Here is a 26082-nt window from a genome sequence, read left to right as displayed (position 1 = left end):
ACTCCCAGAACCGACGACCCACAAACGGATAACGCGGAACCCTCATGACAACCCCTCAACAAGAAGCTGTTGCACCCAGCGCTAGAAACCGCCGCGAAAAAAGGTCAGCTTTGCGTCTGCTCGGCGGAAGAGATTAGGCGGCTTTGGCGCGGCGCTGACCGATGACGTCGTCGTAGTGGCCCAGCAGTTCGTCGCAGATCGCGGGCCAGGTGCGGCCCAGCACGCTGCGGCGAGCGGCCACCGAGTAGCGCGGCCGTTCGGCGATCAGATGGTCGACCGATTCGGCCAGCTTGCGCTCGAATTCGTCGACGTCCAACAGCAGCCCGGTGCGGTAGGGTGCGACCAGGTCGCGCGGACCGCCCGCATCGGGGGCGACGACGGGCAGGCCGGACGCCATGGCCTCCTGCACGGCTTGACAGAACGTTTCGTGCTCGCCGGGATGGACGAACACGTCCATGCTGGCGTACGCCGCGGCGAGGTCGCCGCCGTATAGCGCTCCGGTGAAAACCGCTGACGGCAACAGCTTTTCGAGCTTTGCGCGGTCGACGCCATCGCCGACGACGACGAGTTGGCACTCGCCGCGCCCGGCAAGGGGCGCGAGCCGCTCGACGTGCTTCTCCGGCGCGAGTCGTCCGACGAACCCGACGATCGGCTTGCCCTCGGGCGACCAGCTGCGCCGCAGCGCATCGTCGCGCATCGACGGTGCGAAGCCGGTGATGTCCACGCCGCGCGCCCACTTGTGCACCCGCGGAATGCGGTGTGCCGTCAGATCTTCCATCGCGGCGGTCGACGGCGCCAGGGTGCGGTCGGCGCGGCCGTGCAGATGCCGCGTCCATGCCCACGCGGCGCGGGACGTGAAGCCGATGCCGTAGCTCTCCGCGAAACCGGCTATGTCCGTTTGGAATACGGCGATGGTCGGCACGTCGAGGAAGCGCGCCGCGTGCAGGCCGCCGTAGCCGAGCAGGGCGGGCGACGCCAGGTGCACCACATCGGGGTCGAAGCCGCGCAGCACGTTCACCATCCGCGGCCTCGGCACACCAAGGGGCAGCGAGGTGATCTTCGGGAACATCCGCGACGGCACCCGATGCACACGGATACCGTCGTGGATCTTGTCGGCGGGCGGTTCGCCACGCGGGTTGTCCGGCGCGATGATGAGGGCCTCGTGTCCGGTACGGCGGAGATGCTCGATGACCCGAAGCACCGAATTCGAAACGCCGTTGACGTTCGGGAGGAACGACTCTGCGACGATTGCAACGCGCACGCCACGACTGTCCCATCGACGGCTGTCGCAAAGGTTGCCTCAGGGCATACGACACGCGAAAACCTCGTGCCGATGATCAGGCTTCGTGCGGTTGCCGATTCGAGTATCGTGCGCACAAAGAAGGGCGGTTGACATGCGGATTTCCCGGGGTATCGCGCTGATCACGGCAGCCCTGATGATCACCGCGGTCGGCTGCACCAAGCAGATCACCGGCACCGCGGCCCCCGATCCGGACAAGCCGCCGCTGTCGGTGAGCAAGGACGGCTTCGGGATCGTCGCGGGGTTCGGCAACGCGCCGAAGAAGATCGAGATCTACACCGAGCCGCAATGCAACCACTGTGCGGATCTGCAGCACGACTTCGGCGACGAACTCGCTTACCACATCGCGGTCGGCCAACTCGAGGTCACTTACCGGCCGATGATCTTCATGGACGACAGGACCGACGGCTACTCGGGTCAGGTCAGCAACGCGCTGTTTCTGGCCGCGGAGAAGGCCGGCTCGCCCGCCGTCACGGCGACGGGCACCGAATTTCAGCGCTTCGTTGAAAACGTCTGGGCCAACCAGCGGCCAGGCGGTAAACCACCCACTGGAGACGAGCTCGCGGACTACGCGAAGAAGGCGGGTATGCCCGACGCCGTCGCGCAAAACATCAAGGGCGGCGGGTCCGCGGTCGACGTCAAGGACATGGACGACGCCAACTTCGAATTCCTCTACGAGATCGACTCCACCGAGATGGGCACGCCCACCGTCTACGACCTGGACAAGGGCGAGAAACTCGACATCTACGACAACGACTGGTTGACCAAGTTCATTCAATCCTGAACCGTTGCAGTCGTTTTCGTCATCCGCCTCTCGACCAACGTCACGCCGGCCAGCGCCGCGCCGGCGATCAGCCAGCCGACCACCGCGATCGAGCCCGCTGGAATGATCGCCAGCGACGCGTTACGGTCTTGTACCCGAACCAGATCCGGATTGTTCGTGTCGTACTCGACGTAGATCCGCATCCCGTTTTCCAGCTCCGACGGGTACAACACCCCGAGTTCAGGCCGGTAGGTAACGCGATCCGGGGTGACGAACTCGATGGTCGAGCGCCGGGGTCCCGCATTGAGCACATTCGCCTCAGCCACGCCCATGTGGCGCTCGATCTGGCGATCGTTGCGCCACGCGCCGAGCACCAGAAGTACCGACTGCAGCGTGACAAGGCATGCGGTGATGATGATCCCGATTCGAATCCGCCGGAACACGCGCTGGCTGCGGGTTTCATTCGGATCCTTGGCCAGACGCGGAATCAACCAGTGCCACAGGCTGATCAACTGCGTCACAGGGCAGCCTCGTTCGCCCCGCTCACAGGGCAGCCTCGTTCGCCCCGCTCACAGTGCAGCCTCGTTCGCCCCGCTCACAGTGCAGCCTCGTTCGCCCCGCTCACAGGGCAGCCTTGATCGATGCGTGCAACGCCCGCAGCGACGACCGGTCGGCCTTCACCTCCAGCACCCGCATCCCATCGAACGGTTCGCCGAGCGCACCAGCCAGCTGATCGGCCTCGATCTGGCTGCTTTCCACGTGATACGCCCGGCACAGTGCGCCGACGTCCACGTCGTGCGGTGTGCCGAAGATCCGCGACGAGACATCGGCGAACCTGGGGTCGCCCTGCTCGAGCAGTTCGAAGATGCCGCCGCCGTTGTCGTTGGACACCACGATGGTCAGGTTGCGCGGTGTCGGCTCCGTCGGCCCGATCAGCAGTCCCGAACTGTCGTGCACGAACGTCAGGTCACCGATCAACGCGATCGTCCTGCCCGCGTGTGCCAACGCGGCCCCTATCGCCGTTGACACCGTGCCGTCGATGCCCGCGACGCCGCGGTTGGACCGCACCTTGATTCCCCGCGCATCGAGGCCGACCAGTGCCACGTCGCGCACCGGATTCGACGCGCCGAGCACCAGTTGATCCCCTGGCCGGACGGCGTCGGCGACGGCCGCCGCGACGTGCAGTCCCGTGGTCAGCGGATGCGATTCGAGTTGGCTGCGCACCGCCTCGACCGCATGCCGGTTCACCTCGGCACAGCGGTTCAGCCACGCCGGGTTCGGCGCGCCCGTCGTCACCGCCCTGGTGCCGGTGGCCTGCGAGTTCCCCGACACGTCGGGCCAGCGCGGCCCGGTGGTCAGCGCGTACACCGGCACCGACGGGTCGGCCAGCAGGGCCGATACCGGCCGGTGCAGCGTCGGGCGACCCAGCATGATCACCTGCTGCGGGCGCACCAGTCGCAGCGCGAACGGGTGCAGCGGATTCTCGGCGGGCGGGGCGGTGGGCTCGGCGACGGTCGGGAGCATCGCGAGGTTGGGATGCGCGCCCGCGCCGTGCCCGGCGATCACGACGGTGTCCGGAGTCAGGTCGATGTCGAGTGGCTGATCGAACGTCACTGGCGGCGTGTATGTCCACGGCCTGCCGCCGGGCCTTCCCTCCGGGGCGTAGCCGGTCGCCGGATCTTCGTGCGCGTCCGGCACGAGCGGCTCGCGCAGCGGGATGTCGAATTGCACGGGGCCGGCGTTCGCGGTGCGAGATCCGGTGGCGGCCACCAAAACTCGGCATGTCGCCGAGCGCCACTGCGCATTGAGCGCGTCCATCTTCTCTGGGGCGTTTTCGGCAAGGCCGAGGCTGATGTTGGCGCGCACCTGGGTGCCGAAGTAGCCCATCTGCTCGAAGGTCTGGTTGGCGCCCGTGCCGAGCAGTTCGTAGGGCCGGTTGGCGCTCAGCACGATCAGCGGGACCCTGGCGTAGTTGGCCTCCACCACCGCGGGCCCCAGGTTCGCCACCGCGGTGCCCGACGTCATCGCCACACAGACCGGCGCGCGCTCGGCAACCGCGAGACCAATGGCCAGATAGCCTGCGGTGCGCTCGTCGATGCGGACATGCAGGCGGATGCGGCCTGCACGGTCGGCGTCGTGCAGGGCAAACGCCAGCGGCGCGTTACGCGAACCGGGGCACAGCACCACGTCCCTTACGCCGCCGCGAATCAGTTCGTCGACGACCACGCGGGCCTGCGCAGTCGATGGGTTCACCACTACAGACTATCGGCGATGAATTTGAGCGCCGCGGCGTTGACGACCTGCGGCCGTTCGATGAAGCCGAGGTGGCCGGTGTGCGGAATTTCCAGGTAGCGACCATTGGGGATCGCGTCGGCGACCTCCTTGCCCAGGTGCGCGGGCAGCACCACGTCGTCAGCAAAGCCGATGACGAGCACCGGGGCCTTGATACTCCGATATGCGGCAAGCCGGTTGCCATCGGGCGCGATCGACACCTGGGTGGTCGCGCCGGGCGTCGACTTGGTCGGCCACATGGTGAACATGTCGATCCAGTCCCGCACGGCCACGTCGTCGTTCAGCGTCGTGGGCGAAAAGTTCTCCAGCAGGCGCACTTTCGCGTCGTATGACGCTGGTAGCTCGACGCCGGAGCGCGCCAACTCCAGTTCCGCGTTGCGGAAGAAGTCGCGGGTGCGGTCGTGGCGGCCGCGGGTGGCCATCAGCACCGCCGACCGCACCAGTTCGGGTCTGGCCACCATCAGCTCCTGGGCGATGAATGAGCCCATCGACACGGCCACGATGTGCACCGGCGCCAGATCGAGCTTCTCGATCAGCGCCGCGGTGTCCGCGACCATCGTTTCCGTCGTGAAGCCCGCGGCGTTCTCGGTCGCGCCGATGCCACGGTTGTCGAACGTCACGCACCGATGCCCCGCCCGGAGGAACTCCGGAACCTGATGTAAGTGCCAGGTCCGTCCCGCGCCGCCGCGACCAGCGATGAACAGCACCGGGTCGCCTCTGCCGCGATCGTCGTAGGCCAGATTCACGCCGACGACGCTACTTGACGGCGGTGATGGCGGGACACGCCGTACTCGACGAGCTCAGCTGGCGATCAGACCTTGACGCGGCGGCGCTTCGAGCGGGCCCTGTCGATCGCCGCGTTCCACAGCAGAAGCGTTGACGGCACGAGCTGACCCTGCTTCACGGTCTCCTTCCCGAGCATCGCGGTCGCGGCGGCCTTGGTGGCGGCCGAGGCCTTGGACATGTGACCGGAGTCGAACGGCGGCTGCGGATCGTATTCGATGACGAGCTGAATTGCCTTGGCCTTGGCTTCGCCGACGAGACGGCCCACCAGCCACAGCCCGAGGTCGATGCCCGCCGACACCCCTGCGGCGGTCACGATCTTGCCCTCGTGCACAATCCGCTCATCGTCGACCGGCGTGACACCGAACGTCTTCAGCATCGGCAACGCCATCCAGTGAGAGGTCGCCCGCTTCCCCTCCAGCAGACCCGCCGCTGCCAGGATGACCGAGCCCGAGCACACCGACGTGGTCCAGGCGGTCGTCTGGTCGGCCCGCCGCACCCAGTCGAGCAGCTTCTGGTCGCGGGCATGTTCGAACGTCGTCATGCCTCCGGGCACCAGGACGATGTCCGGCGACGGCGTCTCGTCGAACGAGTGCGTGGCCCCCACAAGCAGCACACCCGAGTCGGCGCCGATCGGTCCCGGCGAGTGCCAGACGAACCGAACCTCCGCGTCGGGCAGGCTGCGAAGCACCTCGTAGGGCCCGATGAAGTCCAGCGCGGTGAAGCCCGGATACACCACGATTGCGATCTGCGTCATTGCCATCTCCTTTGATTAGGCAGTTGTGAAGGTCCTGCGGTATTGGTCTGGCGAAACGCCAAGCCGTCGAACGAAATTGCGCCGTAGCGTCTCGGCCGATCCGAAGCCGCACCGAGCGGCGATCGCCGTGACGGTGTCGTCTGTCTCCTCGAGCTGGCGGCGGGCGGCTTCGGTGCGAATTCGTTCGACATAGGCGCCCGGCGCCTCGCCGATCTCTTCGGTGAACAGCCGGGTGAAGTGCCGAGGGCTCATCGCCGCACGTCGGGCCAGCTCCGGAATGCTGTGCGACGCACCGGGTTCCGACTCGATGGCGTCCTGCGCCTCGCGGATCGGTGCGCGCTTGGCCCGCGGCATCCACACCGGCGCCGCGAACTGCGCCTGGCCGCCGGGCCGGCGCAGGTACAGCACCAGCCAGCGGGCCACGGTCTGCGCGGCCTCGGTGCCATAGTCGTCCTCGACGAGCGCCAGAGAAAGGTCGATGCCTGCGGTGACGCCCGCCGCGGTCCAGATCTTCTCGGAGCTGCGGACGAAGATGGGTTCGGGATCAACTGTGACAGAAGGGAATTCACGCGACATCTGCTCGGCGAACGCCCAGTGGGTGGTCGCGACGCAGCCGTTGATCAGCCCGGCCTGCGCGCACAGGAACGCGCCGGTGCAGACGCTGACCACGCGACGGGCGTTCTCGGCGGCGATCTGTATCCAGCCGAGGGTGTCCGGGTCGCGTCGCGCGTCGTCGACCCCGATGCCACCGGGCAGCACCAGGGTGTCGATGGGCTCGCGCGGATCCGGCAACGGCCGCGCCGCCAGCGCGAGTCCGGTCAGCGTGGTGGCCGGTTCGCCGCCGCGGGAAACGACGCTGACGGCGTAACCCTCGTCCGCGCGGCCCTCGCCGGCCAAGTAGATGGTGGTGCCGGTGAACACCTCGAACGGGCCGACCAGGTCGAGAGCCTGAACGCCCGGATAGCCGAGGACCACCACCGATCGCATGTCTTCAGTGTTGGCGACCGCCGTCGTGGCGTCTAGGCCACGGTCCCCACACATTAGGACAACACGTGCTCACAGCTTCTTTATCCGGCCGACCGCCTGGCTGAACGCCACTGAAGAGGCCAAACCCTTGCGGAAGTGCCGCTGCATCGGGCCGGCGAACCCCGGTTCACTGGCTTTGCTTGCGTAGGTGCCTACTCGACATCCGGAGTCGCTTCAGCCGTCGCAGGATTCGGAGGAACGGCGCAGTAGCACTCCGCGATGCGGGCGATCCACCACCGCCTGCGTTCGGAAGGCGCCTTGAGTGCATCGAGGCGAGCCGGGTCGGGCGTCGCCCGTTCGGCGGGCAGATAGCCGTCGACGGGTGGCGTCGGCGCGGCCACGTCCTCGACGAAGAGCCCCCCGGTGCCAAGGCCGCAGGCGTGCGGCAAGTCCGGCAACGCGGCCGCGGCCAGTAGGCCGTGGCCGATGCCGACCGCCGAATCCAGCGCGCTGGACACCACGATCGGGATGTCGATCTGCGCCGCGATGTCCAACAACTTGCGCACGCCGCCGAGCGGCGCCACCTTGAGCACCGCGACGTCGGCGGCGCCGGCATGCACGACCTGCAGCGGGTCGTCGGCCTTGCGGATGCTCTCGTCGGCTGCGATCGGCACCTCGACGCGGCGTCTGACTTCGGCGAGTTCGGGCACGGTCTTGCACGGCTGCTCGATGTATTCGAGCGGGCCGGCGGCGGTGAGTGCGGTGGCGGCCGCGGCGGCCTGCGCCACCGTCCAGCCGCCGTTGGCGTCCACGCGCACCGTCGGCACCAGTGCACGAACGGCGTTGACCCGAGCCACATCGTCGGCCAACGACTGGCCCGGCTCGGCGACCTTCACCTTGGCGGTGCGCGCGCCGGGGAAGCGCGCGAGCACATCGGGCACCTCGGCGGCTTTGACGGCGGGCACGGTGGCGTTGATCGGGATGCGGTCGCGCCTGATCCCGGGTGGCTTGGTGTAGGCCCCCTCAATGCCCGCAGCCAGCCAGTGCGCCGCCTCGGGCGGCTGGTACTCGAGGAACGGTCCGAACTCACCCCAGCCCGCCGGCCCGTCGAACAGCGCGACCTCGCGAATCATGATGCCGCGGAAGCGAACTCGCATCGGCAGCGCGACGACGTGCAGACGGTCCAGCAGGTCGTCCAGCGGCGGGGTCACCGGATCAGGCTAGACGGTGGCGCGGTCGCGGCCCTCCCAGTACGGCTTGCGCAGGTCCTTCTTCATGATCTTGCCGGTCGGGTTGCGTGGCAATTCGTCCTTGACGTCGACGGTCTTCGGGCACTTGTAGGCCGCAAGATGTTCGCGGCAGTATGCGATCAGGTCCTGCTCGGACGCCTCACCCTCGAGTTGGACAACGGCTTTCACCACCTCGCCCCACTTCTCGTCGGGTACGCCGATGACCGCGACGTCGACCACCGCCGGATGTTCGGCGAGCACCCGCTCCACCTCGATTGAGTAGATGTTCTCCCCGCCCGAGATGATCATGTCCTTGAGCCGGTCCTCGACGAAGACGTAGCCACCGTCGTCGACGCGGCCGATGTCGCCGGTGCGGAACCAGCCGTCCTCGGTGATCGCCTCCGCCGTCGCCTCCGGTTTGTTGTGATAGCCCTTCATCAATTGCGGTGAGCGGAACCACAACTCGCCCTGTTCGCCCTCCGGCACATCCTGCAGCGTGTCGGGGTTGACCACCCGCACCTCGGCATTCGGCACCAATGTCCCCGCGCTCGAAAGCCGCTCCTCTTTACCAGGATCGCGATGCGCCTCTGGCAGCAGGTGGCTGATGACGCCGCACAATTCGGTCAAGCCGTAGGCCTGGATGAAGTCGGTGTTCGGCCACGCCTCCAGTGCCGCACGCAGAAGCGGCAGCGGCATCGGCGACGCCCCGTAGGCATACGTCTTCAGCGCACCGAACAGCTTCACGGCGTCTTCGCCCGACTCCAGCACCTTGGCCAGTACCGCGGGAACCAGGAAAGTTCTGTTGGCGCCCTTGAGAATTGCGCCCGCCAGCGTCATTCCGTCGACGTCACGCGTCATGATGCTCGGGAAGCCGTCGTGGATACCGAATTGCACATACGACGAGCCGCCGACGTGAAACAGCGGCATCGACACCATGTTCTTGTCGCCCTCGTCGAACTCGAAGCCCTCGTGTGCGTTGACCGTGTGCGCGATGATGTTGGCCTGCGTCAGCTCGACACCCTTGGGTCGGCCGGTGGTGCCCGACGAGTACATGATGATGCAGACGTCGTCGGGTTGCACGTCGTCGCCGCGGCCAACGGCCGTCGCGCCCGCCAGCAGTGCCTCGTACTCGTCACCGTCACCGCCCTCGGGTGTCACCGTGACGACGTGTTCGACGTTGGTCAGATCACCGCGGATCTTGTCGATGCCCGGCTTGAGTTCCTCGCCGACGATCAGCAGCTTGGCACCCGAGTCGTTGAGCACGTAGTCGAGTTCGTCGGCGGCAAGCCGGAAGTTGATGATTGCGTTGGCCGCACCCAGCGACGCGGCGGCGATCGTCAACTCGACGCAAGCAGGGTGGTTCTTGTCGAGGAACGCCACCACGTCGCCGCGCTCGACGCCGCGTTCCCGCAACGCGCCCGCGAGCCTGCGGACGCGGTCGTTCCACTGCGCCCAGGTCCACGTCCGGTCAAGGTAGGTGAACGCCTCGGCGTCGGGCTTGGCGTCGGCCCAGTGGGCGGCTCGTTCGTCGAGGAAACGCGGTTCAGGCAGGTCGACCATGATCAGAGCGTGCCATAAACCTGCTTGCCTGCCAGGAAAGTTGCGCGAACCTCCAGGTCGGCGATGGCCTCCGGTGGCACCGTGCGCGGGTCGGCGGACAGCACGACCATGTCGGCGTACTTGCCGACTTCCAGTGACCCGATGACGTCGTCGGAGAAAAGCTGCCATGCCGCGTCGAGCGTCTGCGCCCGGATGGCCTGTTCGACGGTGATCCGCTCCTCGGGACCGATCACCCGCCCGCTCGGTGCGACGCGAGTGGCCGCGACGGCGATATTGCGCAGCGGCTCCTCCGGCGTCACCGGCGGATCGTTGTGCAGCGAGATCCGCATACCGGTCTTCAGCGCGGAATTGCAAGGCATCCAACGTGTTCCGCGTTCGGGACCGAACAGGCCGTCGACGATGATGTCGCCCCAGTAGTGGATCTGGTCGACGAAGATGCTGCAGGTGACGCCGAGGTCGCTGGCGCGCTGTAATTGCTCGTCGCGGATCGCGCCGACGTGTTCGAGGCGCAACCGGTGGTCGTCGCGCGGCCAGCGCCTCAGCGTCTCCTCGTAGATGTCCAGGATGGTGTCGACGCCTGCGTCGCCCTGCACGTGGCAGGCCATCGGCCAGCCTTTGGGGAAATAGGTGTGCACGATCTCGGTGAGCTGTTCGCGGGTGTAGTTGGCGTGCCCGCACGAGCCTGGGATCACGCCGATGGTGCGGGTGGCGTCGGTGTCGAGATAGGGAAACGACAGGTCGATGTTGCCGATCCACGGCGAGCCGTCGACCCAGATCTTGATGCCGACCTGCCGCACCACGTCGTCGCCGTTGTCCGGCGTCACGTCCGTCGTCATCTCGGCGTTGGAGATCTCGTACACCCGCAGGCGCACCGTGAGGTCGTCGCGCATCTGCTCGAGCACGGGCCGGAAGGCCGGCTCGAACGCCATCTCCGAACAGGTGGTCAACCCGGCGCGGTTGAGCCGCGCCAGTTCGGCGTGCAGCATCGCCGGGTAGTCGCTGGGCTGGATCGCCCCGGTCAACAGGCTGAACACGGCGGCGGTCTCCTCGGCGGTGCCGTCGAGGTCTCCGTTCGCGTCGCGGCCGTAGCGTGAACCCTTCGGGTCGGGGGTGTCCCGGCTCAGGCCCGATTGCTTGGCTGCCGCGCTGTTGAAGAAGGCCTTGTGCCCGGAGTTGTGGATGATCACCAGCGGGTAGTCCGGGGCGATTCCGTCGAGCCAGTCGAGGGTGGGCTCCGGGAGGCCGGGCTGCAGCAGCGGATCCCAGCCGTTCAGGTAGGCCCCCGCATCGCCGCGTTTGGCGACCTCGGCGCGGATCGCCGCGACGACGTCGTCGGCCTTCGTCATCGTGACGGGCCGGATGTCGACCATCCGATCCGAGAGCACGATCGCCTCCATCAACGGATGCCCGTGGGCCTCAACCAAGCCCGGCATCACGCAGCCGTCGCCGAGGTCGATTGTCTGCGTCGCCGGGCCGATCCAGCTCTCGATGTCCGCGGTGTTGCCGACCGCGACGATGTGGCCATCGGTCACCGCGAGGGCTTCCGCGGTGGGCGTTCGCTCGTCGACGGTGAGGACGGTGCCGCGAATGACCAGGTCAGCTGTGGGCATGCCGCCATCCTCGCAGTGCGCGAAAAGTCTTCGAAGAATTTCGGCTGCCGTGTCGATTTCGATCGGTGCCCATTCGACGTCTGTGCGAGGGCCACTTGCAGACAACAATGGACGGGCCCCGTTCCCAGAGGAGACACACAATGTCGCGTTACATGCTGATCATGCGATCCACGCCCGAGGCCGAGCAGGCCATGGCCGAGCAGAACATCGACTTCAACGAAGTCATCGAGGCGATGGGCCGCTACAACGAAGAGCTCATCAAGGCCGGCGTGATGCTGGCCGGCGAGGGCCTGACCGGACCCGAGGAGGGCTTCGTCGTGGACTTCAACGCCGATCCGCCGGTGGTCACCGACGGCCCGTACACCGAGGCCAAGGAATTGTTCAACGGGTTCTGGATCCTCGACGTGTCGTCGAAGGAGGAGGCCAAGCAGTGGGCGCGGAAGTGCCCGCTGGGTGCTGGCGTCAAGCTCGAGGTGCGGCGGGTGTCGGAGATCGAGCAGTTCGCCCCCGACAACCCGTGGGTCAAGAAGGAGATCCAGTGGCGGGCCGACCTGGCCCAGAAGGTCGCCGACCAGGCCGCCAAAGCCGCGGGACGCTGAAACCGGTGCGCCGAAACTGTATTCCGGCAGGAAAAAGTCGAGTACGCGCCTGCTGGAATACAGTTTCGGCGGATATGACGTCGGCTACCTGGCGCGGATCCGGATCGGTCCGCGCCAGGTCGCGTCCGGGTCGAGGACCTTCCCGCGTTGGGTGATCTCCACCTCCCCGGTCTTGGCGAGCGTCCTGGCGATCTCGCGGGCCTGCTCCATCAGGTCACGCCAGCCGTCTCCGCCGACGGCGCGGGCGGCGTCTGAGGGGCAAATGGTCTTGGCAGGCCCGCGCTCGCGCGCGAGGTCGAGGATCGCCGCACGCAGTTCCTGGTTCACCCCGCCCAGTCAAGCCGGATCAAGCGGCGCTTGCCACCGTTTCTGTAACACGTTCTAATCTGAAGTCATGAGCGACTCGCTGCTGCGTCATCCCATCCACTCTGGGCACCTCACAGTCGGCGCGCTGAAGCGCAACAAGGACAAGCCGGTGCTGTTCCTCGGCGACACCACATTGACCGGCGGTGAGCTGGCCGAACGCATCAGCCAGTACATTCAGGCCTTCGAGGCGCTCGGCGCGGGCTCCGGTGTGGCGACCGGGTTGTTGTCGCTGAACCGGCCGGAGGTGCTGATGATTCTCGGTGCCGGGCAGACGCAGGGTTACCGCCGCACGGCACTACACCCTCTCGGTTCCCTGGACGACCACGCCTATGTGCTCAACGACGCAGGCGTCAGTTCGCTGATCATCGATCCGAACCCGATGTTCGTCGAACGGGCCAAGGGTCTGTTGGAGAAGGTGCCCGGCCTCAAGCAGGTGCTCACCATCGGGCCGGTGCCGGACGAGCTCGCCGACAGCGACGTCACAGCGGTGGACCTGACCGCCGAGGCGGCCAAGTACACACCCCAGCCTCTGGTCGCCGCCGACCTTCCGCCGGATCACATCGGCGGCATGGCCTACACCGGTGGGACGACCGGCAAGCCGAAGGGTGTGATCGGCACCGTGCAGTCGATCACCACGATGACCACGATTCAGCTCGCCGAGTGGGAATGGCCTGAGCGACCCAAGTTCTTGATGTGCACGCCGCTGTCGCACGCGGGCGCGGCGTTCTTCGTGCCGACGATCATCAAGGGCGGCCAGCTGTTCGTGCTGACCAAGTTCGACCCCGCCGAGGTGCTGAAAACCATTGAGGAGCAGAAGATCACGGCGACCATGCTGGTGCCGTCGATGATCTACGCGCTGATGGATCATCCCGATTCGCACACCCGCGACCTGTCGTCGTTGGAGACCGTGTACTACGGCGCCTCGGCGATGAACCCGGTGCGGCTGGCCGAGGCCATCCGCCGGTTCGGCCCGATCTTCGCGCAGTACTACGGCCAGTCCGAGGCGCCGATGGTGATCACCTATCTGCCGAAGGGCGACCACGACGAGAAGCGGTTGACGTCATGCGGGCGCCCGACGGTGTTCGCGCGAACGGCACTCCTCGACAGCGACGGGAACCCGGTGCCGCAGGGCGAGGTCGGCGAGATCTGCGTGTCGGGTCCGCTGGTGTCCGGCGGCTACTGGAACAAGCCTGAGGCGACGGCCGAGACGTTCCGTGACGGCTGGATGCACACCGGCGACCTGGCCCGCGAGGACTCCGACGGCTACTGGTACATCGTCGACCGGACCAAGGACATGATCGTCACCGGCGGCTTCAACGTCTTTCCGCGGGAAGTGGAAGACGTTGTCGCAGAGCATCCTTCGGTCGCACAGGTCTGCGTTATCGGCACGCCCGACGAGAAATGGGGCGAGGCCGTGACGGCCGTGGTGGTGCTGCGGCCCGACGCCGACCGGTCCGAGGCGGCCGTCGCGCAGATGACCGCCGAGATCCAGGCGGCGGTCAAGGAACGGAAGGGCTCGGTGCAGTCGCCCAAGCAGGTGATCGTCGTCGACTCGGTGCCGGTGACCGCGCTGGGCAAGCCGGACAAGAAGGCGGTGCGCGCACAGTTCTGGGCGGGCGCCGAGCGCGCCGTGGGCTGATCATCTTGCGCGAGCGACCCCTTTTGCCCGCGCAAAAGCGGCGTGTCGTCGTACAGACACGGTCAGTCGCGCGGAGAGGCTAATCCAGCAGCGCGTCGATCTCCGCGCGCAGTCGCTCGATGCGCTCCGCTTCGGGCGGGATGCCGCGACTCTCCTCGGCGGCGCGTTGCCACCCGAGCCGCCACATCCTGGCCACGGCACGGTCACCCATCCCGGCGTAGGGGTTGAGAAACGTCTGCCCGAAGGCCTTTCGCCCTTCGCGGTAGGCGATGACGAGCTTGTGTGCCATGGCACTACTGTCCGCCTCCGATGGTTGCCGGCGCCCGAATTGCCACGGCGTGTCATGCAGCCATTTGATAACAGAGCATCTGCTCTGTTACGTTCGCGGTCATGGCCCGGCCCCAGGTGTACGACCGCGACGCGGTGCTCGACGCGGCCGAAGACCTCGCCGTCGAGGGAGGCGTCACCGCCGTCACCATCCGCGCGGTAGCCGAACGCGCCGGCATCTCCAACGGCGCCATCTACCACGCATTCGGTTCCCGCGGTGGGCTTGTCGGCCGCGCCTGGGTGCGCGCCGCCCGCCGCTTCCTCACCCTTCAGAGGCAGGCCGTCGACGCCGAGTACGACCCCGTCCGGGCTATCATCGCCGCCGCCGATGCGCCAGCGGTGTTCAGCAAGCAGTACCCGGCGTCGGCGCGATTGTGGCTGGCCATCCCGCGCGACGAGTTGATCGGCGATGCGCCCGCCGACGTTCAGACCGAACTGCGCGCGCTGGAAGGCGACCTGCGCGACATGCTGATCCGGCTGTCCGTGGCGATGTGGGGTCGCAAGGACGCCGCGTCGGTCGCGGTGATCGAGGACTGCGTCGTCGGCCTGCCCACCGGGCTGATGTTGCGCAGGCCGATGCCACCGACCGCCGAGACCCGCCGCCGACTCGCGGCCGCCGTTGAAGCGATTCTGTCCGTCAAGGAGGAAAAGGATGCCCGCACATCTCGAAATCACCGATGACATCGCCGTGTTGAACCTCGGCGACGACGAGAATCGGTTCTCGCCCGGGTGGCTGCAAACCGTCAACGGCTTGCTCGACCGCGTCGACGCCGGCGAAGCCAAGGCGCTGGTCACCACCGGCGATGGCAAGTTCTACTCCAACGGCCTGGACCTGGATTGGCTTGGCGCGCATAGTGATCGAGGCGACTGGTATGTCGATCAGGTCCAGCAGTTGCTCGCCCGCGTGCTGGTGGCACCCGTCCCGACCGTGGCAGCCGTCAACGGCCACGCATTCGGCGCCGGGTCGATGCTCGGGATGGCTCACGACTTTCGGGTGATGCGGGTCGACCGCGGCTTCTTCTGCTTCCCCGAGGTGGACATCCACATCCCGTTCACCCCTGGCATGGCCGCACTCATCCAGTCGAAGCTGACCCCGGCGGCGGCCGTGGAGGCGATGACGACCGGCAGGCGTTACGGCGGCGCCGACGCCGCGGCGATCGGCCTGGTGACCGCCACCGCCTCGGAGCACGAGGTGGTTTCGACGGCCGTCGAAATGGTCACGCCGTTGAAGGGTAAGGACCCCGGCACTTTGCGGGCGATCAAATCGACGATGTTCGCCAACGCCACCGCGGCGCTGCGCGGTACCGCGTGAGCCGGGTCGGCACAATGGGCACGTGCCGGATCTACAGCAGACCGTCGATGCGGTATGGCGGATGGAGGCGGCCAAGATCGTCGCCACACTGACCCGCATGGTGGGCGACGTCGGTCTCGCCGAGGATCTGGCGCAGGAAGCGCTCGTCGACGCGCTCACGCAATGGCCGTCGGCGGGGGTGCCGCGCAACGCGGGCGCGTGGCTGACGACCGTCGCCAAGCGCAAGGCCGTCGACCACTGGCGCCGCCAGCAGAACCTGGACGCCAAGTACGCGGCGCTGGCCCACGATCTCGAGAATCAGATTGACGAGGCGTGGGACCCCGACCGCATCGACGACGACGTGTTGCGGCTGATCTTCATCTCGTCACATCCGGTGCTGTCGCGGGAGGGTCAGATCGCGTTGACGCTGCGCGTGGTCGGGGGCTTGACCACCGACGAGATCGCCAGCGCGTTCCTGACGTCGACGGCGACGGTCGCCGCTCGCATCACCCGCGCCAAGAAGACGTTGGCGGCGGCGAAGGTGCCGTTCGAGGTGCCCGACCGGTCGGAGTATCCGAAGCGACTGTCGGCGGTGCTCGCCGTGATCTACCTGATCTACAACGAGGGCTACTCCGCGTCGTTCGGGCAGCGGTGGATCCGCGATGAGCTGTGCAGTGAAGCGCTGCGACTCGGCAGGGTCCTGGCCGCGCTGGTGCCCGAGGAGGCCGAAGTGCACGGGTTGGTGTCGCTGATGGAATTTCAGTCGTCGCGGTTCGCGGCCCGCACCGACGCCGACGGCAGACCCGTTCTGCTCGAGGACCAGGACCGCGGAAAGTGGGACCGCGCGCAGATTCAACGTGGTGTGGCCGCGCTGGAGCGCGCGGCGAATGCGTTGCAGCGCAACGGCAGCGGGTGGGGGCCGTACGCACTGCAGGCCGCGCTTGCCGAATGTCACGCCGTCGCACCGACGGCCGCGGATACCGACTGGGCGCGCATCGTGCTGCTGTACGACGGATTGCGGCAGGTGGCACCGTCGCCCGTGGTCGAACTGAACCGCGCGGTCGCGGTGGCGATGGCCTCGAACCCCGCGGACGCGCTGGAGATCGTCGACAGCATCGACGGGTTGGACGGATCGTATCTGCTGCCCAGCGTGCGCGGCGAATTGCTGTCCCGGCTGGGTCGGCACACCGAGGCGGCGGACGAATTCGAAAGGGCGGCGACCATGACCGACAACGAACGTGAACGAGAAGTATTGCAGGGCAAAGCGTCTCGGGCGCGTGGTTAGATGGGCCCGGTGGACGCCGTTCTATTCGACTATTCCGGGACGCTGTTTCGACTCGAAGAGGACGACAGCTGGTTCGAAGGCATCGAGGTCGACGAGCGTCACGTCGGCGGCCATGTGCAGGCCGAATTGATGCGCAGGCTGACGGCGCCCACCGGCCAGCACGTCGACATGACTCCAGAGGCGTACCACGCCTGGGTCAACCGCGATCTCGCGCCGCATCTGCATCGGGAGGCGTATCTGCACGTGCTGCGCGAATCGGGGCTCGCCGACCATCACGCCGAGGCGCTCTACGGCCTGGTGATCGACCCGCTGAACTGGACGCCGTATCCGGACACCGCCGACGTGCTCGAGGGCCTGCATCGACAGGGCATCAAGACCGCCGTGGTGTCGAACATCGCGTTCGACGTTCGCCCGGCGTTCGCGGCGCTCGGCGTGGCCGGGTACGTCGACGAGTTCGTGCTCTCCTTCGAGGTGGGCGCTATCAAGCCGGACGCCGCGATTTTTCAGGCCGCACTGTCTCGACTCGGCGTCGAGGCCGGGCGCGCTGTGATGGTCGGCGACAGCGACGAGGCCGACGGCGGCGCCCGCGCGATCGGCTGCGGATTCAGCCTGGTCGACCCGTTGCCGACCGCCCAGCGAGCCGACGGCTTACTCGCGGCAATCGCCGACCATGGCGTGACGATATGACCGGGATATCGCCGGTGATATCGAGTTACAGACGGCACGCATGGTCGAGAAATGGGCTGTCCGGACCATGAGACGCTTCGCGAACTCGATGTCGCCGGTGATATCAGGTGATATCGGGTGATATCGGGTGATATCGGGTGATGAGGCGTGCCTGCCCGTGTTCCGCATCGACCCCGCTTGAGTAGCGTTAGCGGCATGTCCAAGAGCGCATTGCCGTGGTGGCTGAAGTACGTGAACAAGGTGATGATCGGCATCCAGCGACTCGGTGTGAGCTTCGGGCCCGCCGTGTTGACAGTCCCTGGCCGTAAGACCGGTAAACCGCGGTCGACGCCGGTCACACCGATGACGGTCGACGGCAAGCGCTACGTGGTGGCTGGTCTGCCCGACTCGGATTGGGCCGCCAACGCGCGGGCCGCGGGCAGGGCCACGCTGCACGCGGGCAGGCGCGCGGAAACCATCCAGATGGTCGAGATGTCAGCCGACGAGGCACGGCCGCTGCTGCGGGCGTTTCCGATCGAAGTGCCCTCCGGCGTCGATTTCATCAAGAACACCGGCCTGGTCACCGGTCCGAATCCCGACGAGTTCGAAGCTTTGGCCGGTCGACTGGCCGTCTTCCGGCTGGATCCCGTGACCGCATGAGCGACAACCCTTTTGACCCGACCGCGTGGCAGCCCGTCGACCGCTTCGACCTGACCGACATCACCTATCACCGGCACGTCGTGGACGGCCGACCGCAGCCGACGGTGCGGGTGGCCTTCGACCGGCCTGAGGTGCGCAACGCGTTCCGGCCGCACACCGTCGACGAGTTGTACCGGGTGCTCGACCACGCCAGGATGTCGTCGGACGTCGGCGTGATCCTGCTGACCGGCAACGGGCCGTCGCCCAAGGACGGCGGCTGGGCATTCTGCTCCGGCGGCGATCAGCGCATCCGTGGCCGCAGTGGCTATCAGTACGCCTCCGGCGAGACAGCCGAGACGGTCGACCCGGCCCGCGCGGGTCGGCTGCACATCCTCGAGGTGCAGCGGCTGATCCGGTTCATGCCGAAGGTGGTCATCTGCCTGGTCAACGGATGGGCGGCGGGTGGCGGGCACAGCCTGCACGTGACGTGCGATCTGACGCTGGCCAGTCGCGAGCACGCGCGGTTCAAGCAGACCGACGCCGACGTCGGCAGCTTCGACGGCGGATACGGCAGTGTGTATCTGGCGAAGCAGGTGGGTCAGAAGTTCGCTCGCGAGATCTTCTTCCTCGGTAGGCCCTACACCGCCGAGCAGATGCACGCGATGGGCGCGGTGAACGAGGTCGTCGACCACGCCGACCTGGAATCCGTTGGGTTGCAATGGGCTTCGGCCATCAACGGCAAGTCACCGCAGGCGATCCGGATGCTCAAGTATGCGTTCAACCTGACCGACGACGGGCTGGTCGGCCAGCAGCTGTTCGCCGGTGAGGCAACGCGGCTGGCGTACATGACCGACGAGGCCGTCGAGGGCCGCGACGCGTTCCTGCAGAAGCGCGAGCCGGATTGGACGCCGTTCCCCCGCTACTTCTGAGCTAGGTGTCACTCGGTCTCGGCGACCGCGCGGCGCGCGTCCCGGTTGGTCTTCAGCATGCTCAGCGCGGTCGTGACGGCCAACGTGGCGACGATGAACAGCAGCGACGTCACGGTCCCGATCTCCGGCAGGTGGAATGAGCCGAAGTCGTCGAGATGCGACCCGTGCAGCGCCTCGATGACGAGCTTCACGCCGATGAAGCCGAGGATGACGGCCAGCCCCTTGCTGAGGTAGACCACCTTCTCGAGCAGCCCCTCGATCAGGAAGTACAGCTGCCGCAGGCCCATCAGGGCCAGCGCGTTGGCGGTGAAGATGATGTAGGCGTCGCTGGTCAGCCCGAAGATCGCGGGGATCGAATCCAGCGCGAACACGACGTTGGCCATGCCGATCGCGGCGATCACGATGACCAGCGGGGTGAACTTGCGGCGCCTGCCCTGGCGGGTGACCAGGCGGCGGCCGTCGTAGTCGTCGCTGATCGGCAGGATCCGGTGCAGGAACCGCAGCACGGCATTGTGGTGGAAGTCGGGTTCGTCGTCGGGGTCTTCGAGGGCCAATTGGATCGCGGTGTACACCAGGAAACCGCCGAGCAGGTAGAACACCCAGCTCGCCGCCGCGATGGCCGCCGCGCCCGCGAAGATGAACGCCGCGCGCAACACCAGGGACAGCACGATCCCGATGTAGAGCACCTTGTCCTGCGCGAGGGCGGGCACTCCGAAGCGGGCCATGATGATCATGAACACGAACAGGTTGTCGACGCTGAGGCTGTACTCGGTGATGTAGCCGGCGACGAACTGCTGGCCCGCCGACCCCGGTAAGAAAACGAACAGCCCTGTGGCGAACACCGCGGCCAGCCCGACGTAGACGAGCACCCAACGCACTGCATCCGTAGTGCTGACGGTGCGCTGCCGTCGGGCGATCACGGTCAGATCGAGCACGATGATCGCGAGCAACGCCACCACGGTGACGGCCCAAACCAGTGGTGAGACAACAGAAACCACGTCGACCTCCGGACGGCACGAAGCAACGGTCCGGAGGTCTCTTCCGCCCGCGGCCTTGGCCGGGGCCGGCACCGCCGGGCCGGCCATGTGGCCGTCCGTGATGACGACGGTGCCGCGCGAGGAATACTCCCCTCCACGAACGAGCAGAACTATAGTTCGCGCTGCAGAATTTTGTCGAACCAGACGACGGTGCCGCCGAATACTCATCGACAGATACTCGACCTACACTCGGCGCCGATGTTTTCTCAGCACCGTCACCGCCTGCTCGCCGGGGTCGTCGCGCTGCTGGTCGCCGTGGTGGCCGCGTGCGGCGCCAACCCTCCCGACCGGCGCGCCGACGTCGCATCGTTCACCGACCGACTCCGCGAGATGCCCGGGGTCGTCAACGCCAGCTACGACTTCGCCGACAGCCGCGCGCAGGGCCTGGTCTACTTCACGGTGTACCTCGACGTTGCGGAGAACATGACGGGCGACCAACTGAAGCTGATCACCGCCAGGTACCTGCGGCAGCTTCGAACCGGCAAGTACGCCGGTTACCGAGCCGAGTTGGACGTGCGTAACGGCTGGAACCTGTTCGCCGTCGACAACGGGCGACTGCCGATCGTCAACACCGACCAGATCGTGCGGCAGTCCAACGACTGGGTGGCCCTGCGGCGCGAATTCCCGGGCGCCACAGTGCGTTTCCGCGCCACCATCGAGCACCCCGGTGGCCAGATGCCGATCCAGGAGTTCGGTCACTCCAATCACGCCACCATCACGCTCAACGGCGGTGCCGACTACACCGGCGTGGCCGCCACCGCACGCACCCTCACCGACCGGTATGCGCACCTCGCCGGGATCGACTGGACGGTCAACGCGGGCAAGGACCATCCCGCGCAGATCGTGACGTCGCGACGGCTGCCCACCGCCGCCGAACTCGACGTGTGGAACCGCCTCAACGCCGATCAGGCAATCCGCCACTTCGTCCGACTGCGGATAAACGGGCCCAACACGCCCCCGATCTGGATCTCCGAGGAGACGACGCGCTCACGCGACGTCGCCGTCGCACTGCAGTTGGCGCAGCGGCACCTGCCGATTGCTGCCACGCTTCCCGCGCCCGTGCTCTACACCGCCAGCGACGAGCCTTCAGGCCACATCGGCGACCAGGGCACAGCCAGGGGGCCGGTCTCGGTGACCATCGGCGGCTGCACCAAACACGACCCGCTGGTGTACCGGCCGATCCCTGCCGAGCAGGCGCTGATCAACAAATACGAGACTTGCTCCCGCTAGCGCGCGGACACCCCCGAAAACTAGGCCACCTAAACTCAGGATTCGTGAGCAAGAGTCCGCTGCGCCGGCTGTCCGAGGGCTTGCTGCTGAACAGCATGCGACCTGCCCTGACTGAGCGGGCGCTGCGCCGCCGACGTGACCCCATCGACCTCACCGGCAAGCGCGTGCTGCTGACCGGCGCCTCATCGGGCATCGGCGAAGCAGCCGCCGAGAAGTTCGCCCGGCGCGGCGCCCGGGTGGTTGTGGTGGCCCGCAGACAGGACCTGCTCGGCGCGGTCGTCGACCGCATCACCGAGGCGGGCGGCGATGCGACGGCACACGCGGTGGACCTGTCCGATCTCGACGCCGTCGACGAACTGGTCGCCAAGGTGGATCACGACCTCGGCGGCGTGGACATCCTGATCAACAACGCCGGGCGCTCGATCCGCAGACCGCTGGCCGAGTCGCTGGACCGCTGGCATGACGTCGAGCGGACGATGACGCTGAATTACTACTCCCCGCTGCGGCTGATCCGCGGCATCGCGCCCGGCATGATCGAGCGCGGCGACGGCCACATCATCAACGTGTCGACGTGGGGTGTGCTCAGCGAATCCTCGCCACTTTTTTCGGTGTACAACGCTTCAAAGGCGGCGCTGTCGGCGGTCAGCCGAGTCATCGAAACCGAGTGGGCGGACAAGGGTGTGCACTCGACAACGCTGTACTACCCGTTGGTGAAGACGCCGATGATCGCACCGACCCGCGCATACGACGGGCTGCCCGGTTTGACATCCGCGGAGGCCGCCGACTGGATGATCACCGCGGCGCGCACCCGCCCCGTGCGCATCGCCCCGCGGATGGCCGTCACCGCGCATGCCGTGAACAGCTTCGCGCCCAACGCCGTTGACGCGATCATGAAGCGGCAGCGGGTCCAGCCGACCGACTGACAATGCCGTCACCCGAAATCACCACCATCGCCGACATCGTTCGTGTGCACGCGGGCAAGCGGCCCGACGCGATCGCGCTGGTGGTCGGTGACCGCCGCATCACCTTCGCCGAACTCGACGTCAGGAGTAGCCAAGCGGCGCAGGCTTTTTCGGCTGCCGGGGTGGGCTTCGGGGACCGAGTTGCGTTCATCGAGAAGAACAGCGCCGAATTCTTCGAGGTGGTGTTCGGGCTGGCCAAACTGGGAGCCATCGGTGTGCCGGTGAATTGGCGGTTGGCCCCGCGCGAGATGCTGCACATCGTCGACGACGCGCAGGCGAAGGTCATCATCGTCGGCGCAGAGTTCTACGACCATGTCGAAGCCATCGAGGACCGGTTGGCGGCCTCGATCGTCGCGGTCGGTACGCATCCCCGCTGGCCCGGCTTCGACGCATGGGTCGCCGATCACCCGGCCGAAGATCCCGGCATGACAACGGAATCCGACGACGTGGCGTTCCTGATGTACACCTCAGGCACCACCGGCCCGCCCAAGGGCGTGATGCTGAGCAACCACAACTACTTCAGCAAGGCCGCGGGCATCGCCGAGCGGTGGCGGTTCGACTGCGACAGCACGAGCCTGGCGGTGATGCCGATGTTTCACATGGCCGGTTCGGGTTGGGCGTTGGTCGGGCTGTCCGAGGGCTGCACCACGGTGGTGCTGCGCGACGTCGATCCGCGGGCGATCCTCGATGCGGTTGCGCGCCATCGCATCACCAACATGCTTCTGGTGCCCGCGGTGATCCAGATGCTTGTGTCCACCCCCGGCGACAGCGACTTCTCCAACGTGCGCGCCGTCGTCTACGGGGCATCCCCCATCACCGACGACGTCTTGGTGAAGGGGCTGAAGCGATTCGGCTGCGAATTCCTGCAAGTCTACGGACTGACCGAAACCACCGGCTCCATAACGCAACTCGACGACCACGACCCGGTTCGCCGGCCGGGCCTGCTGCGGTCGTGCGGCAAGCCCTATCCATGGGTGGACGTCAGGATCGTCGACAAGGCAGGCGTGGACGTGCCGTCCGGCAGCGTCGGCGAATTGTGGACACGGTCAGCGCAGAACATGCTCGGCTATTGGAACAACCCCGATGCGACGGCTGCCACCCTCACCCCGGACGGCTGGCTGAAGACCGGTGACGCCGGCTACGTCGACGACGAAGGCTACCTCTATCTGCACGACCGGGTGAAGGACATGATCGTGTCCGGCGGCGAGAACGTATCGCCCGCCGAAGTCGAGAACGTCCTCATGACTCATCCGGCCGTCGCCGACGTCGCGGTCATCGGCGTTCCCGACGAGCGGTGGGGCGAGGCGGTCAAGGCCGTCGTGGTTCCCGTTGCCGGTGCCACCCCGCGTGACACCGAGTTGATTGCCTACGCCCGTGACCGACTCGCGGGCTTCAAGCTGCCCAAATCGGTGGACTTCACCTCAGCGCTGCCGCGCACGCCCAGCAGCAAGCTGCTCAAGCGCGCACTGCGGGAACCGTATTGGGAGGGTGTCGGGCGCCAAATCGGCTGACCCGGCGTGATAGACACTGGAGCATGGAGATCCTGGCCAGCCGGATGCTGATACGGCCGGCCGACTATGAGGCGTCGCTGCAGTTCTACCGCGACCGGCTCGGCCTGGCGATCGCCCGCGAGTACGGCGCGGGCACGGTGTTCTACGCCGGCCAATCCCTGATCGAACTCGCGGGCCACGGGTCACCGTGTGCCGGTGGGACGATGTGGCTTCAGGTTCGCGACGTCTACGCCACCGAAGAAGAGCTCACGAGCCGAGGCGTCGAGATCGTGCGCAGCGCAAAGCAGGAACCGTGGGGTTTGCATGAAATGCACGTCGTCGATCCCGACGGGGTGCTGCTGATCTTCGTGCAGGTGCCCGAGGACCACCCACTGCGGCGTGACACCAGGCGCTGAGCTCAGCGGACCGGCGCCGCCAGCGGCCACCCGACGGACGCCAGCCGCGCAGCGACCTGGTGGATCTCCTCGGGGTTGGGTTCCTTCTCGATCACCGCATGCACCGCCTCGCGGATCTCACCCTCGGTGACGGTGTCGGAATCGTTTGCCCTGAGGATCGCCTGCGCCGCCTTGACCACCTCTTCTTCGGTCAGCGACCGCTTCAGCAGCGCCAGTAGAGGGAAGTAGTCCTTCTGCGGAATGCCTTCGGGATACCCCGCGAGAAGCCACCCGAGCACGTTGTCGACGACACTGCGGTTCTGGGTCATCAGCCTCAGCTCTTCTTCAGCATTGGGAACGGGTCGATACCGAGGTGATGGATGATCGTCGTCCTGGTGATCCACAGGATCGCGATCAGGATCACCACCCCGACGAACGCGAACAAGGCCAACCCGAGAAACTTCAGCGCGGGGTTGGGTGCACTGACGGTGCCGTCCGGATGTTCGCCGCCGTCGCCAGCGGAGAACGCGACGATGCCCGCCGCGAAGACCGCGGGCAGTCCGGCGCCAAGGATGAGTCCCACGATGAGGACCTTGATGATGGCTTCGAGATACGTCATCGCAGATTTCCTTTGCTAGCCGGGAGCGGCGATCAGACCGTGGCCTTTGGCGTGGCTTCCTTCGAAGCCTCGCGCACCTCGACGGGCACGACCGAATTTGTCGAGGCGTCCCAATCGGCGTTGACGTTGTTGCTGTCGACCTTCTGCTGCTGGGCCCGCCACCACATGTAGCCGGAAAGCGCGACCAGGATGACGAAGATCACGCCGTCTCCCGCCAGTTCCGACCCGGTGACCGACTCGATTCCGCTGGAGAGCCAATAGGCAAGTGCCCCAACGAATGCCGCGGCCGGCAGGGTGATCAACCACGCGACGGCCATGCGCCCCGCAACGGCCCAGCGGACCTCCGCGCCCGGCTTGCCCACGCCGCTTCCCAGGATCGACCCGGTCGCGACGTGGGTGGTCGACAGTGCCATTCCAGCGGCGCTGGAGCTGAGGATTATCGCGGCCGAGGAGGCTTCTGCGGCCAGGCCCTGCGGCGACTCGATCTCGACGAGACCCTTTCCGAGTGTGCGGATCACCCGCCAGCCACCGATGTAGGTGCCCAGACCGATGGCGAGGGCACAGCTGAAGATGATCCAGAACGGCAGGCCGTTCTGCTTCACGTCGCCCGTCAGGTGGCCGGTGGTGATCAGCGCGAGCGCGATGACACCCATCGTCTTCTGAGCGTCGTTGGTGCCGTGAGACAGCGCGACCAGCGACGCGGTCGCGATCTGGCCCCAGCGGAAACCCTGTTCACGGCGCTTGGCCATCACGTTGCGGGTGAGCCGATACACCAGCCAGGTTCCGCAGGCGGCGACGAGGCAGGCGATCACGGGGGCGGCGACCGCGGGGATGAGCACCTTGGAGGTGATGCCACCCCAGTTCACTCCGGCGGTGCCGAGCGCGGCCAGGCCGGCGCCGATCAAGCCGCCGAACAACGCGTGCGACGAACTCGACGGAATGCCGAACAGCCACGTCACCAGGTTCCACAGGATCCCGCCGATCAGGCCGGCGAAGATGATCGTCAGACCCATCGACGGGGTGATGGCCGGGATCAGGTGGCCGGTCTTGCCGTCCTGCACCTTGAGCACCGAGGTGGTCACCGTGACGGCCACCTCCACCGAGAGGAACGCACCGACGAGGTTGAGGACGCCCGCCAACAACACGGCCGTCTTCGGCTTGAGCGCACCCGTGGCAATCGACGTCGCCATGGCGTTGCCCGTGTCGTGGAACCCATTGGTGAAGTCGAACGCCAGCGCCGTTGCTATCAGCAACAGCAGGATGATCGTCTCTGCGCTCATGGCGCTAATTCTGCTGCGCAAACCCGGCATTTGCCTAGCGACCCGCCGCCCCGCTCGCGCTGTCCGAC

Annotated in this window: 28 protein-coding genes; 13 read left to right on the top strand and 15 right to left on the bottom strand. The window is 66.9% G+C overall.

Annotated elements, in window-relative coordinates; all coding sequences use genetic code 11:
- Positions 1 to 133: 133 nt before the first annotated feature.
- The gene (locus tag ACGFK1_RS31080) at positions 134 to 1261 is read right to left on the bottom strand and encodes a glycosyltransferase family 4 protein (protein ID WP_393439002.1); all 1128 of its coding nucleotides are present in this window, start codon (positions 1259 to 1261) and stop codon (positions 134 to 136) included.
- A 133-nt stretch (positions 1262 to 1394) separates the two neighbouring features.
- Here ACGFK1_RS31080 and ACGFK1_RS31075 point away from each other — a divergent pair, with 133 nt between their 5' ends.
- On the top strand, positions 1395 to 2084 hold the full coding sequence (locus ACGFK1_RS31075) for a DsbA family protein (protein ID WP_393438999.1): 690 nt from the start codon (positions 1395 to 1397) through the stop codon (positions 2082 to 2084).
- Here the strand turns inward: ACGFK1_RS31075 and ACGFK1_RS31070 are convergent.
- The 8 genes from ACGFK1_RS31070 to ACGFK1_RS31035 form a co-directional block, all read right to left on the bottom strand.
- Positions 2075 to 2584, bottom strand: a complete 510-nt coding sequence (locus tag ACGFK1_RS31070; RefSeq protein ID WP_393438997.1) for a DUF3592 domain-containing protein — start codon at positions 2582 to 2584, stop codon at positions 2075 to 2077. The genes ACGFK1_RS31075 and ACGFK1_RS31070 overlap by 10 nt on opposite strands.
- A gap of 100 nt (positions 2585 to 2684) precedes the next feature.
- Positions 2685 to 4316, bottom strand: coding sequence for a 2-succinyl-5-enolpyruvyl-6-hydroxy-3-cyclohexene-1-carboxylic-acid synthase (gene menD, locus ACGFK1_RS31065; protein ID WP_393438994.1), 1632 nt, complete (start codon positions 4314 to 4316; stop codon positions 2685 to 2687).
- Positions 4317 to 4318: 2 nt separating this feature from the next.
- Positions 4319 to 5101: an alpha/beta fold hydrolase gene (locus tag ACGFK1_RS31060; protein WP_393438991.1), complete on the bottom strand. Its 783-nt coding sequence runs from the start codon at positions 5099 to 5101 to the stop codon at positions 4319 to 4321.
- A 65-nt stretch (positions 5102 to 5166) separates the two neighbouring features.
- The gene (locus ACGFK1_RS31055; protein WP_393438988.1) at positions 5167 to 5895 is read right to left on the bottom strand and encodes a DJ-1/PfpI family protein; all 729 of its coding nucleotides are present in this window, start codon (positions 5893 to 5895) and stop codon (positions 5167 to 5169) included.
- A 15-nt stretch (positions 5896 to 5910) separates the two neighbouring features.
- On the bottom strand, positions 5911 to 6882 hold the full coding sequence (locus ACGFK1_RS31050; protein ID WP_393438986.1) for a GlxA family transcriptional regulator: 972 nt from the start codon (positions 6880 to 6882) through the stop codon (positions 5911 to 5913).
- 191 nt (positions 6883 to 7073) lie between these two features.
- Entirely contained in the window at positions 7074 to 8072 is a 999-nt protein-coding gene (locus tag ACGFK1_RS31045) for an o-succinylbenzoate synthase (protein ID WP_393438983.1), read from the bottom strand.
- A gap of 9 nt (positions 8073 to 8081) precedes the next feature.
- Positions 8082 to 9650 (bottom strand): long-chain-fatty-acid--CoA ligase, encoded by a 1569-nt coding sequence (locus tag ACGFK1_RS31040; protein ID WP_393438980.1) that lies wholly within the window; start codon positions 9648 to 9650, stop codon positions 8082 to 8084.
- 2 nt (positions 9651 to 9652) lie between these two features.
- Positions 9653 to 11260, bottom strand: coding sequence for an amidohydrolase (locus tag ACGFK1_RS31035; RefSeq protein ID WP_393438978.1), 1608 nt, complete (start codon positions 11258 to 11260; stop codon positions 9653 to 9655).
- Positions 11261 to 11400: 140 nt separating this feature from the next.
- On the opposite strand from ACGFK1_RS31035, the gene ACGFK1_RS31030 reads away from it, so the two are divergent.
- Complete coding sequence (locus ACGFK1_RS31030; RefSeq protein WP_393438975.1) at positions 11401 to 11859, top strand: YciI family protein; 459 nt, start codon at positions 11401 to 11403, stop codon at positions 11857 to 11859.
- 84 nt (positions 11860 to 11943) lie between these two features.
- Here the strand turns inward: ACGFK1_RS31030 and ACGFK1_RS31025 are convergent, their stop codons facing one another.
- Positions 11944 to 12186, bottom strand: a complete 243-nt coding sequence (locus ACGFK1_RS31025; protein WP_393438973.1) for a DUF3253 domain-containing protein — start codon at positions 12184 to 12186, stop codon at positions 11944 to 11946.
- A gap of 67 nt (positions 12187 to 12253) precedes the next feature.
- Here ACGFK1_RS31025 and fadD8 point away from each other — a divergent pair, with 67 nt between their 5' ends.
- On the top strand, positions 12254 to 13864 hold the full coding sequence (fadD8, locus tag ACGFK1_RS31020; RefSeq protein WP_393438970.1) for a fatty-acid--CoA ligase FadD8: 1611 nt from the start codon (positions 12254 to 12256) through the stop codon (positions 13862 to 13864).
- Positions 13865 to 13943: 79 nt separating this feature from the next.
- Here fadD8 and ACGFK1_RS31015 read toward each other — a convergent pair whose 3' ends face one another.
- Positions 13944 to 14153: a hypothetical protein gene (locus ACGFK1_RS31015; protein ID WP_393438967.1), complete on the bottom strand. Its 210-nt coding sequence runs from the start codon at positions 14151 to 14153 to the stop codon at positions 13944 to 13946.
- A gap of 101 nt (positions 14154 to 14254) precedes the next feature.
- On the opposite strand from ACGFK1_RS31015, the gene ACGFK1_RS31010 reads away from it, so the two are divergent.
- The 6 genes from ACGFK1_RS31010 (at position 14255) to ACGFK1_RS30985 (ending at position 19001) form a co-directional block, all read left to right on the top strand.
- Positions 14255 to 14872: a TetR/AcrR family transcriptional regulator gene (locus ACGFK1_RS31010; RefSeq protein ID WP_393438964.1), complete on the top strand. Its 618-nt coding sequence runs from the start codon at positions 14255 to 14257 to the stop codon at positions 14870 to 14872.
- Positions 14844 to 15503 (top strand): enoyl-CoA hydratase-related protein, encoded by a 660-nt coding sequence (locus ACGFK1_RS31005; RefSeq protein WP_393438962.1) that lies wholly within the window; start codon positions 14844 to 14846, stop codon positions 15501 to 15503. The genes ACGFK1_RS31010 and ACGFK1_RS31005 overlap by 29 nt, the downstream gene beginning before the upstream one ends.
- Positions 15504 to 15564: 61 nt before the next feature.
- Complete coding sequence (locus tag ACGFK1_RS31000) at positions 15565 to 16767, top strand: RNA polymerase sigma factor (RefSeq protein WP_393439023.1); 1203 nt, start codon at positions 15565 to 15567, stop codon at positions 16765 to 16767.
- Entirely contained in the window at positions 16768 to 17454 is a 687-nt protein-coding gene (locus tag ACGFK1_RS30995; protein WP_393438959.1) for an HAD family hydrolase, read from the top strand.
- 195 nt (positions 17455 to 17649) lie between these two features.
- Positions 17650 to 18093 (top strand): nitroreductase family deazaflavin-dependent oxidoreductase, encoded by a 444-nt coding sequence (locus tag ACGFK1_RS30990; RefSeq protein WP_393438956.1) that lies wholly within the window; start codon positions 17650 to 17652, stop codon positions 18091 to 18093.
- Positions 18090 to 19001 carry a 1,4-dihydroxy-2-naphthoyl-CoA synthase gene (locus ACGFK1_RS30985; RefSeq protein ID WP_393438953.1) on the top strand — a complete coding sequence of 304 codons (912 nt, stop codon included), beginning with the start codon at positions 18090 to 18092 and terminating at the stop codon, positions 18999 to 19001. The genes ACGFK1_RS30990 and ACGFK1_RS30985 overlap by 4 nt, the downstream gene beginning before the upstream one ends.
- A gap of 8 nt (positions 19002 to 19009) precedes the next feature.
- Here ACGFK1_RS30985 and ACGFK1_RS30980 read toward each other — a convergent pair whose 3' ends face one another.
- Positions 19010 to 20086: a TerC/Alx family metal homeostasis membrane protein gene (locus tag ACGFK1_RS30980; protein ID WP_393438951.1), complete on the bottom strand. Its 1077-nt coding sequence runs from the start codon at positions 20084 to 20086 to the stop codon at positions 19010 to 19012.
- Between the two features lie 150 nt (positions 20087 to 20236).
- Between ACGFK1_RS30980 and ACGFK1_RS30975 the strand changes: the two genes are divergently transcribed.
- From ACGFK1_RS30975 to ACGFK1_RS30960, 4 genes are read left to right on the top strand one after another with little or no spacing between them, the layout of a single operon-like run.
- Entirely contained in the window at positions 20237 to 21268 is a 1032-nt protein-coding gene (locus ACGFK1_RS30975) for a hypothetical protein (protein ID WP_393438948.1), read from the top strand.
- A 44-nt stretch (positions 21269 to 21312) separates the two neighbouring features.
- The gene (locus ACGFK1_RS30970) at positions 21313 to 22191 is read left to right on the top strand and encodes an SDR family oxidoreductase (protein ID WP_393438945.1); all 879 of its coding nucleotides are present in this window, start codon (positions 21313 to 21315) and stop codon (positions 22189 to 22191) included.
- A 2-nt stretch (positions 22192 to 22193) separates the two neighbouring features.
- Positions 22194 to 23741: a long-chain-fatty-acid--CoA ligase gene (locus ACGFK1_RS30965; RefSeq protein WP_393438942.1), complete on the top strand. Its 1548-nt coding sequence runs from the start codon at positions 22194 to 22196 to the stop codon at positions 23739 to 23741.
- Between the two features lie 23 nt (positions 23742 to 23764).
- Positions 23765 to 24136: a VOC family protein gene (locus tag ACGFK1_RS30960; RefSeq protein WP_393438940.1), complete on the top strand. Its 372-nt coding sequence runs from the start codon at positions 23765 to 23767 to the stop codon at positions 24134 to 24136.
- Between the two features lie 2 nt (positions 24137 to 24138).
- On the opposite strand, the gene ACGFK1_RS30955 is transcribed toward ACGFK1_RS30960, so the two are convergent.
- From ACGFK1_RS30955 to ACGFK1_RS30945, 3 genes are read right to left on the bottom strand one after another with little or no spacing between them, the layout of a single operon-like run.
- Positions 24139 to 24444: a DUF3349 domain-containing protein gene (locus ACGFK1_RS30955; protein WP_393438937.1), complete on the bottom strand. Its 306-nt coding sequence runs from the start codon at positions 24442 to 24444 to the stop codon at positions 24139 to 24141.
- Positions 24445 to 24449: 5 nt separating this feature from the next.
- Positions 24450 to 24734, bottom strand: coding sequence for a hypothetical protein (locus tag ACGFK1_RS30950; RefSeq protein WP_393438934.1), 285 nt, complete (start codon positions 24732 to 24734; stop codon positions 24450 to 24452).
- Between the two features lie 32 nt (positions 24735 to 24766).
- On the bottom strand, positions 24767 to 26014 hold the full coding sequence (locus ACGFK1_RS30945) for an anion permease (RefSeq protein WP_393438931.1): 1248 nt from the start codon (positions 26012 to 26014) through the stop codon (positions 24767 to 24769).
- Positions 26015 to 26082 lie beyond the last annotated feature (68 nt).

Source organism: Mycobacterium sp. NPDC048908 (assembly GCF_043197955.1).
Taxonomy (GTDB): domain Bacteria; phylum Actinomycetota; class Actinomycetes; order Mycobacteriales; family Mycobacteriaceae; genus Mycobacterium.
The sequence above is the reverse complement of the archived record's forward strand: the minus strand, read 5'-3'. Positions and strand labels throughout refer to the sequence as shown.

Coding starts and splice junctions, on each gene's coding strand:
- ACGFK1_RS30945 (WP_393438931.1), bottom strand. CDS start 26,014: ATGAGCGCAGAGACGATCATCCTGCTGTTGCTGATAGCAACGGCGCTG.
- ACGFK1_RS31050 (WP_393438986.1), bottom strand. CDS start 6,882: ATGCGATCGGTGGTGGTCCTCGGCTATCCGGGCGTTCAGGCTCTCGAC.
- ACGFK1_RS30965 (WP_393438942.1), top strand. CDS start 22,194: ATGCCGTCACCCGAAATCACCACCATCGCCGACATCGTTCGTGTGCAC.
- ACGFK1_RS31000 (WP_393439023.1), top strand. CDS start 15,565: ATGGAGGCGGCCAAGATCGTCGCCACACTGACCCGCATGGTGGGCGAC.
- ACGFK1_RS30950 (WP_393438934.1), bottom strand. CDS start 24,734: ATGACGTATCTCGAAGCCATCATCAAGGTCCTCATCGTGGGACTCATC.
- ACGFK1_RS30995 (WP_393438959.1), top strand. CDS start 16,768: ATGGGCCCGGTGGACGCCGTTCTATTCGACTATTCCGGGACGCTGTTT.
- ACGFK1_RS30990 (WP_393438956.1), top strand. CDS start 17,650: ATGTCCAAGAGCGCATTGCCGTGGTGGCTGAAGTACGTGAACAAGGTG.
- ACGFK1_RS30955 (WP_393438937.1), bottom strand. CDS start 24,444: ATGACCCAGAACCGCAGTGTCGTCGACAACGTGCTCGGGTGGCTTCTC.
- ACGFK1_RS31015 (WP_393438967.1), bottom strand. CDS start 14,153: ATGGCACACAAGCTCGTCATCGCCTACCGCGAAGGGCGAAAGGCCTTC.
- ACGFK1_RS31030 (WP_393438975.1), top strand. CDS start 11,401: ATGTCGCGTTACATGCTGATCATGCGATCCACGCCCGAGGCCGAGCAG.
- ACGFK1_RS31040 (WP_393438980.1), bottom strand. CDS start 9,650: ATGGTCGACCTGCCTGAACCGCGTTTCCTCGACGAACGAGCCGCCCAC.
- ACGFK1_RS30960 (WP_393438940.1), top strand. CDS start 23,765: ATGGAGATCCTGGCCAGCCGGATGCTGATACGGCCGGCCGACTATGAG.
- fadD8 (WP_393438970.1), top strand. CDS start 12,254: ATGAGCGACTCGCTGCTGCGTCATCCCATCCACTCTGGGCACCTCACA.
- ACGFK1_RS31055 (WP_393438988.1), bottom strand. CDS start 5,895: ATGACGCAGATCGCAATCGTGGTGTATCCGGGCTTCACCGCGCTGGAC.
- ACGFK1_RS30985 (WP_393438953.1), top strand. CDS start 18,090: ATGAGCGACAACCCTTTTGACCCGACCGCGTGGCAGCCCGTCGACCGC.
- ACGFK1_RS31005 (WP_393438962.1), top strand. CDS start 14,844: ATGCCCGCACATCTCGAAATCACCGATGACATCGCCGTGTTGAACCTC.
- ACGFK1_RS31075 (WP_393438999.1), top strand. CDS start 1,395: ATGCGGATTTCCCGGGGTATCGCGCTGATCACGGCAGCCCTGATGATC.
- ACGFK1_RS30980 (WP_393438951.1), bottom strand. CDS start 20,086: ATGGCCGGCCCGGCGGTGCCGGCCCCGGCCAAGGCCGCGGGCGGAAGA.
- ACGFK1_RS31035 (WP_393438978.1), bottom strand. CDS start 11,260: ATGCCCACAGCTGACCTGGTCATTCGCGGCACCGTCCTCACCGTCGAC.
- ACGFK1_RS30975 (WP_393438948.1), top strand. CDS start 20,237: ATGTTTTCTCAGCACCGTCACCGCCTGCTCGCCGGGGTCGTCGCGCTG.
- ACGFK1_RS31010 (WP_393438964.1), top strand. CDS start 14,255: ATGGCCCGGCCCCAGGTGTACGACCGCGACGCGGTGCTCGACGCGGCC.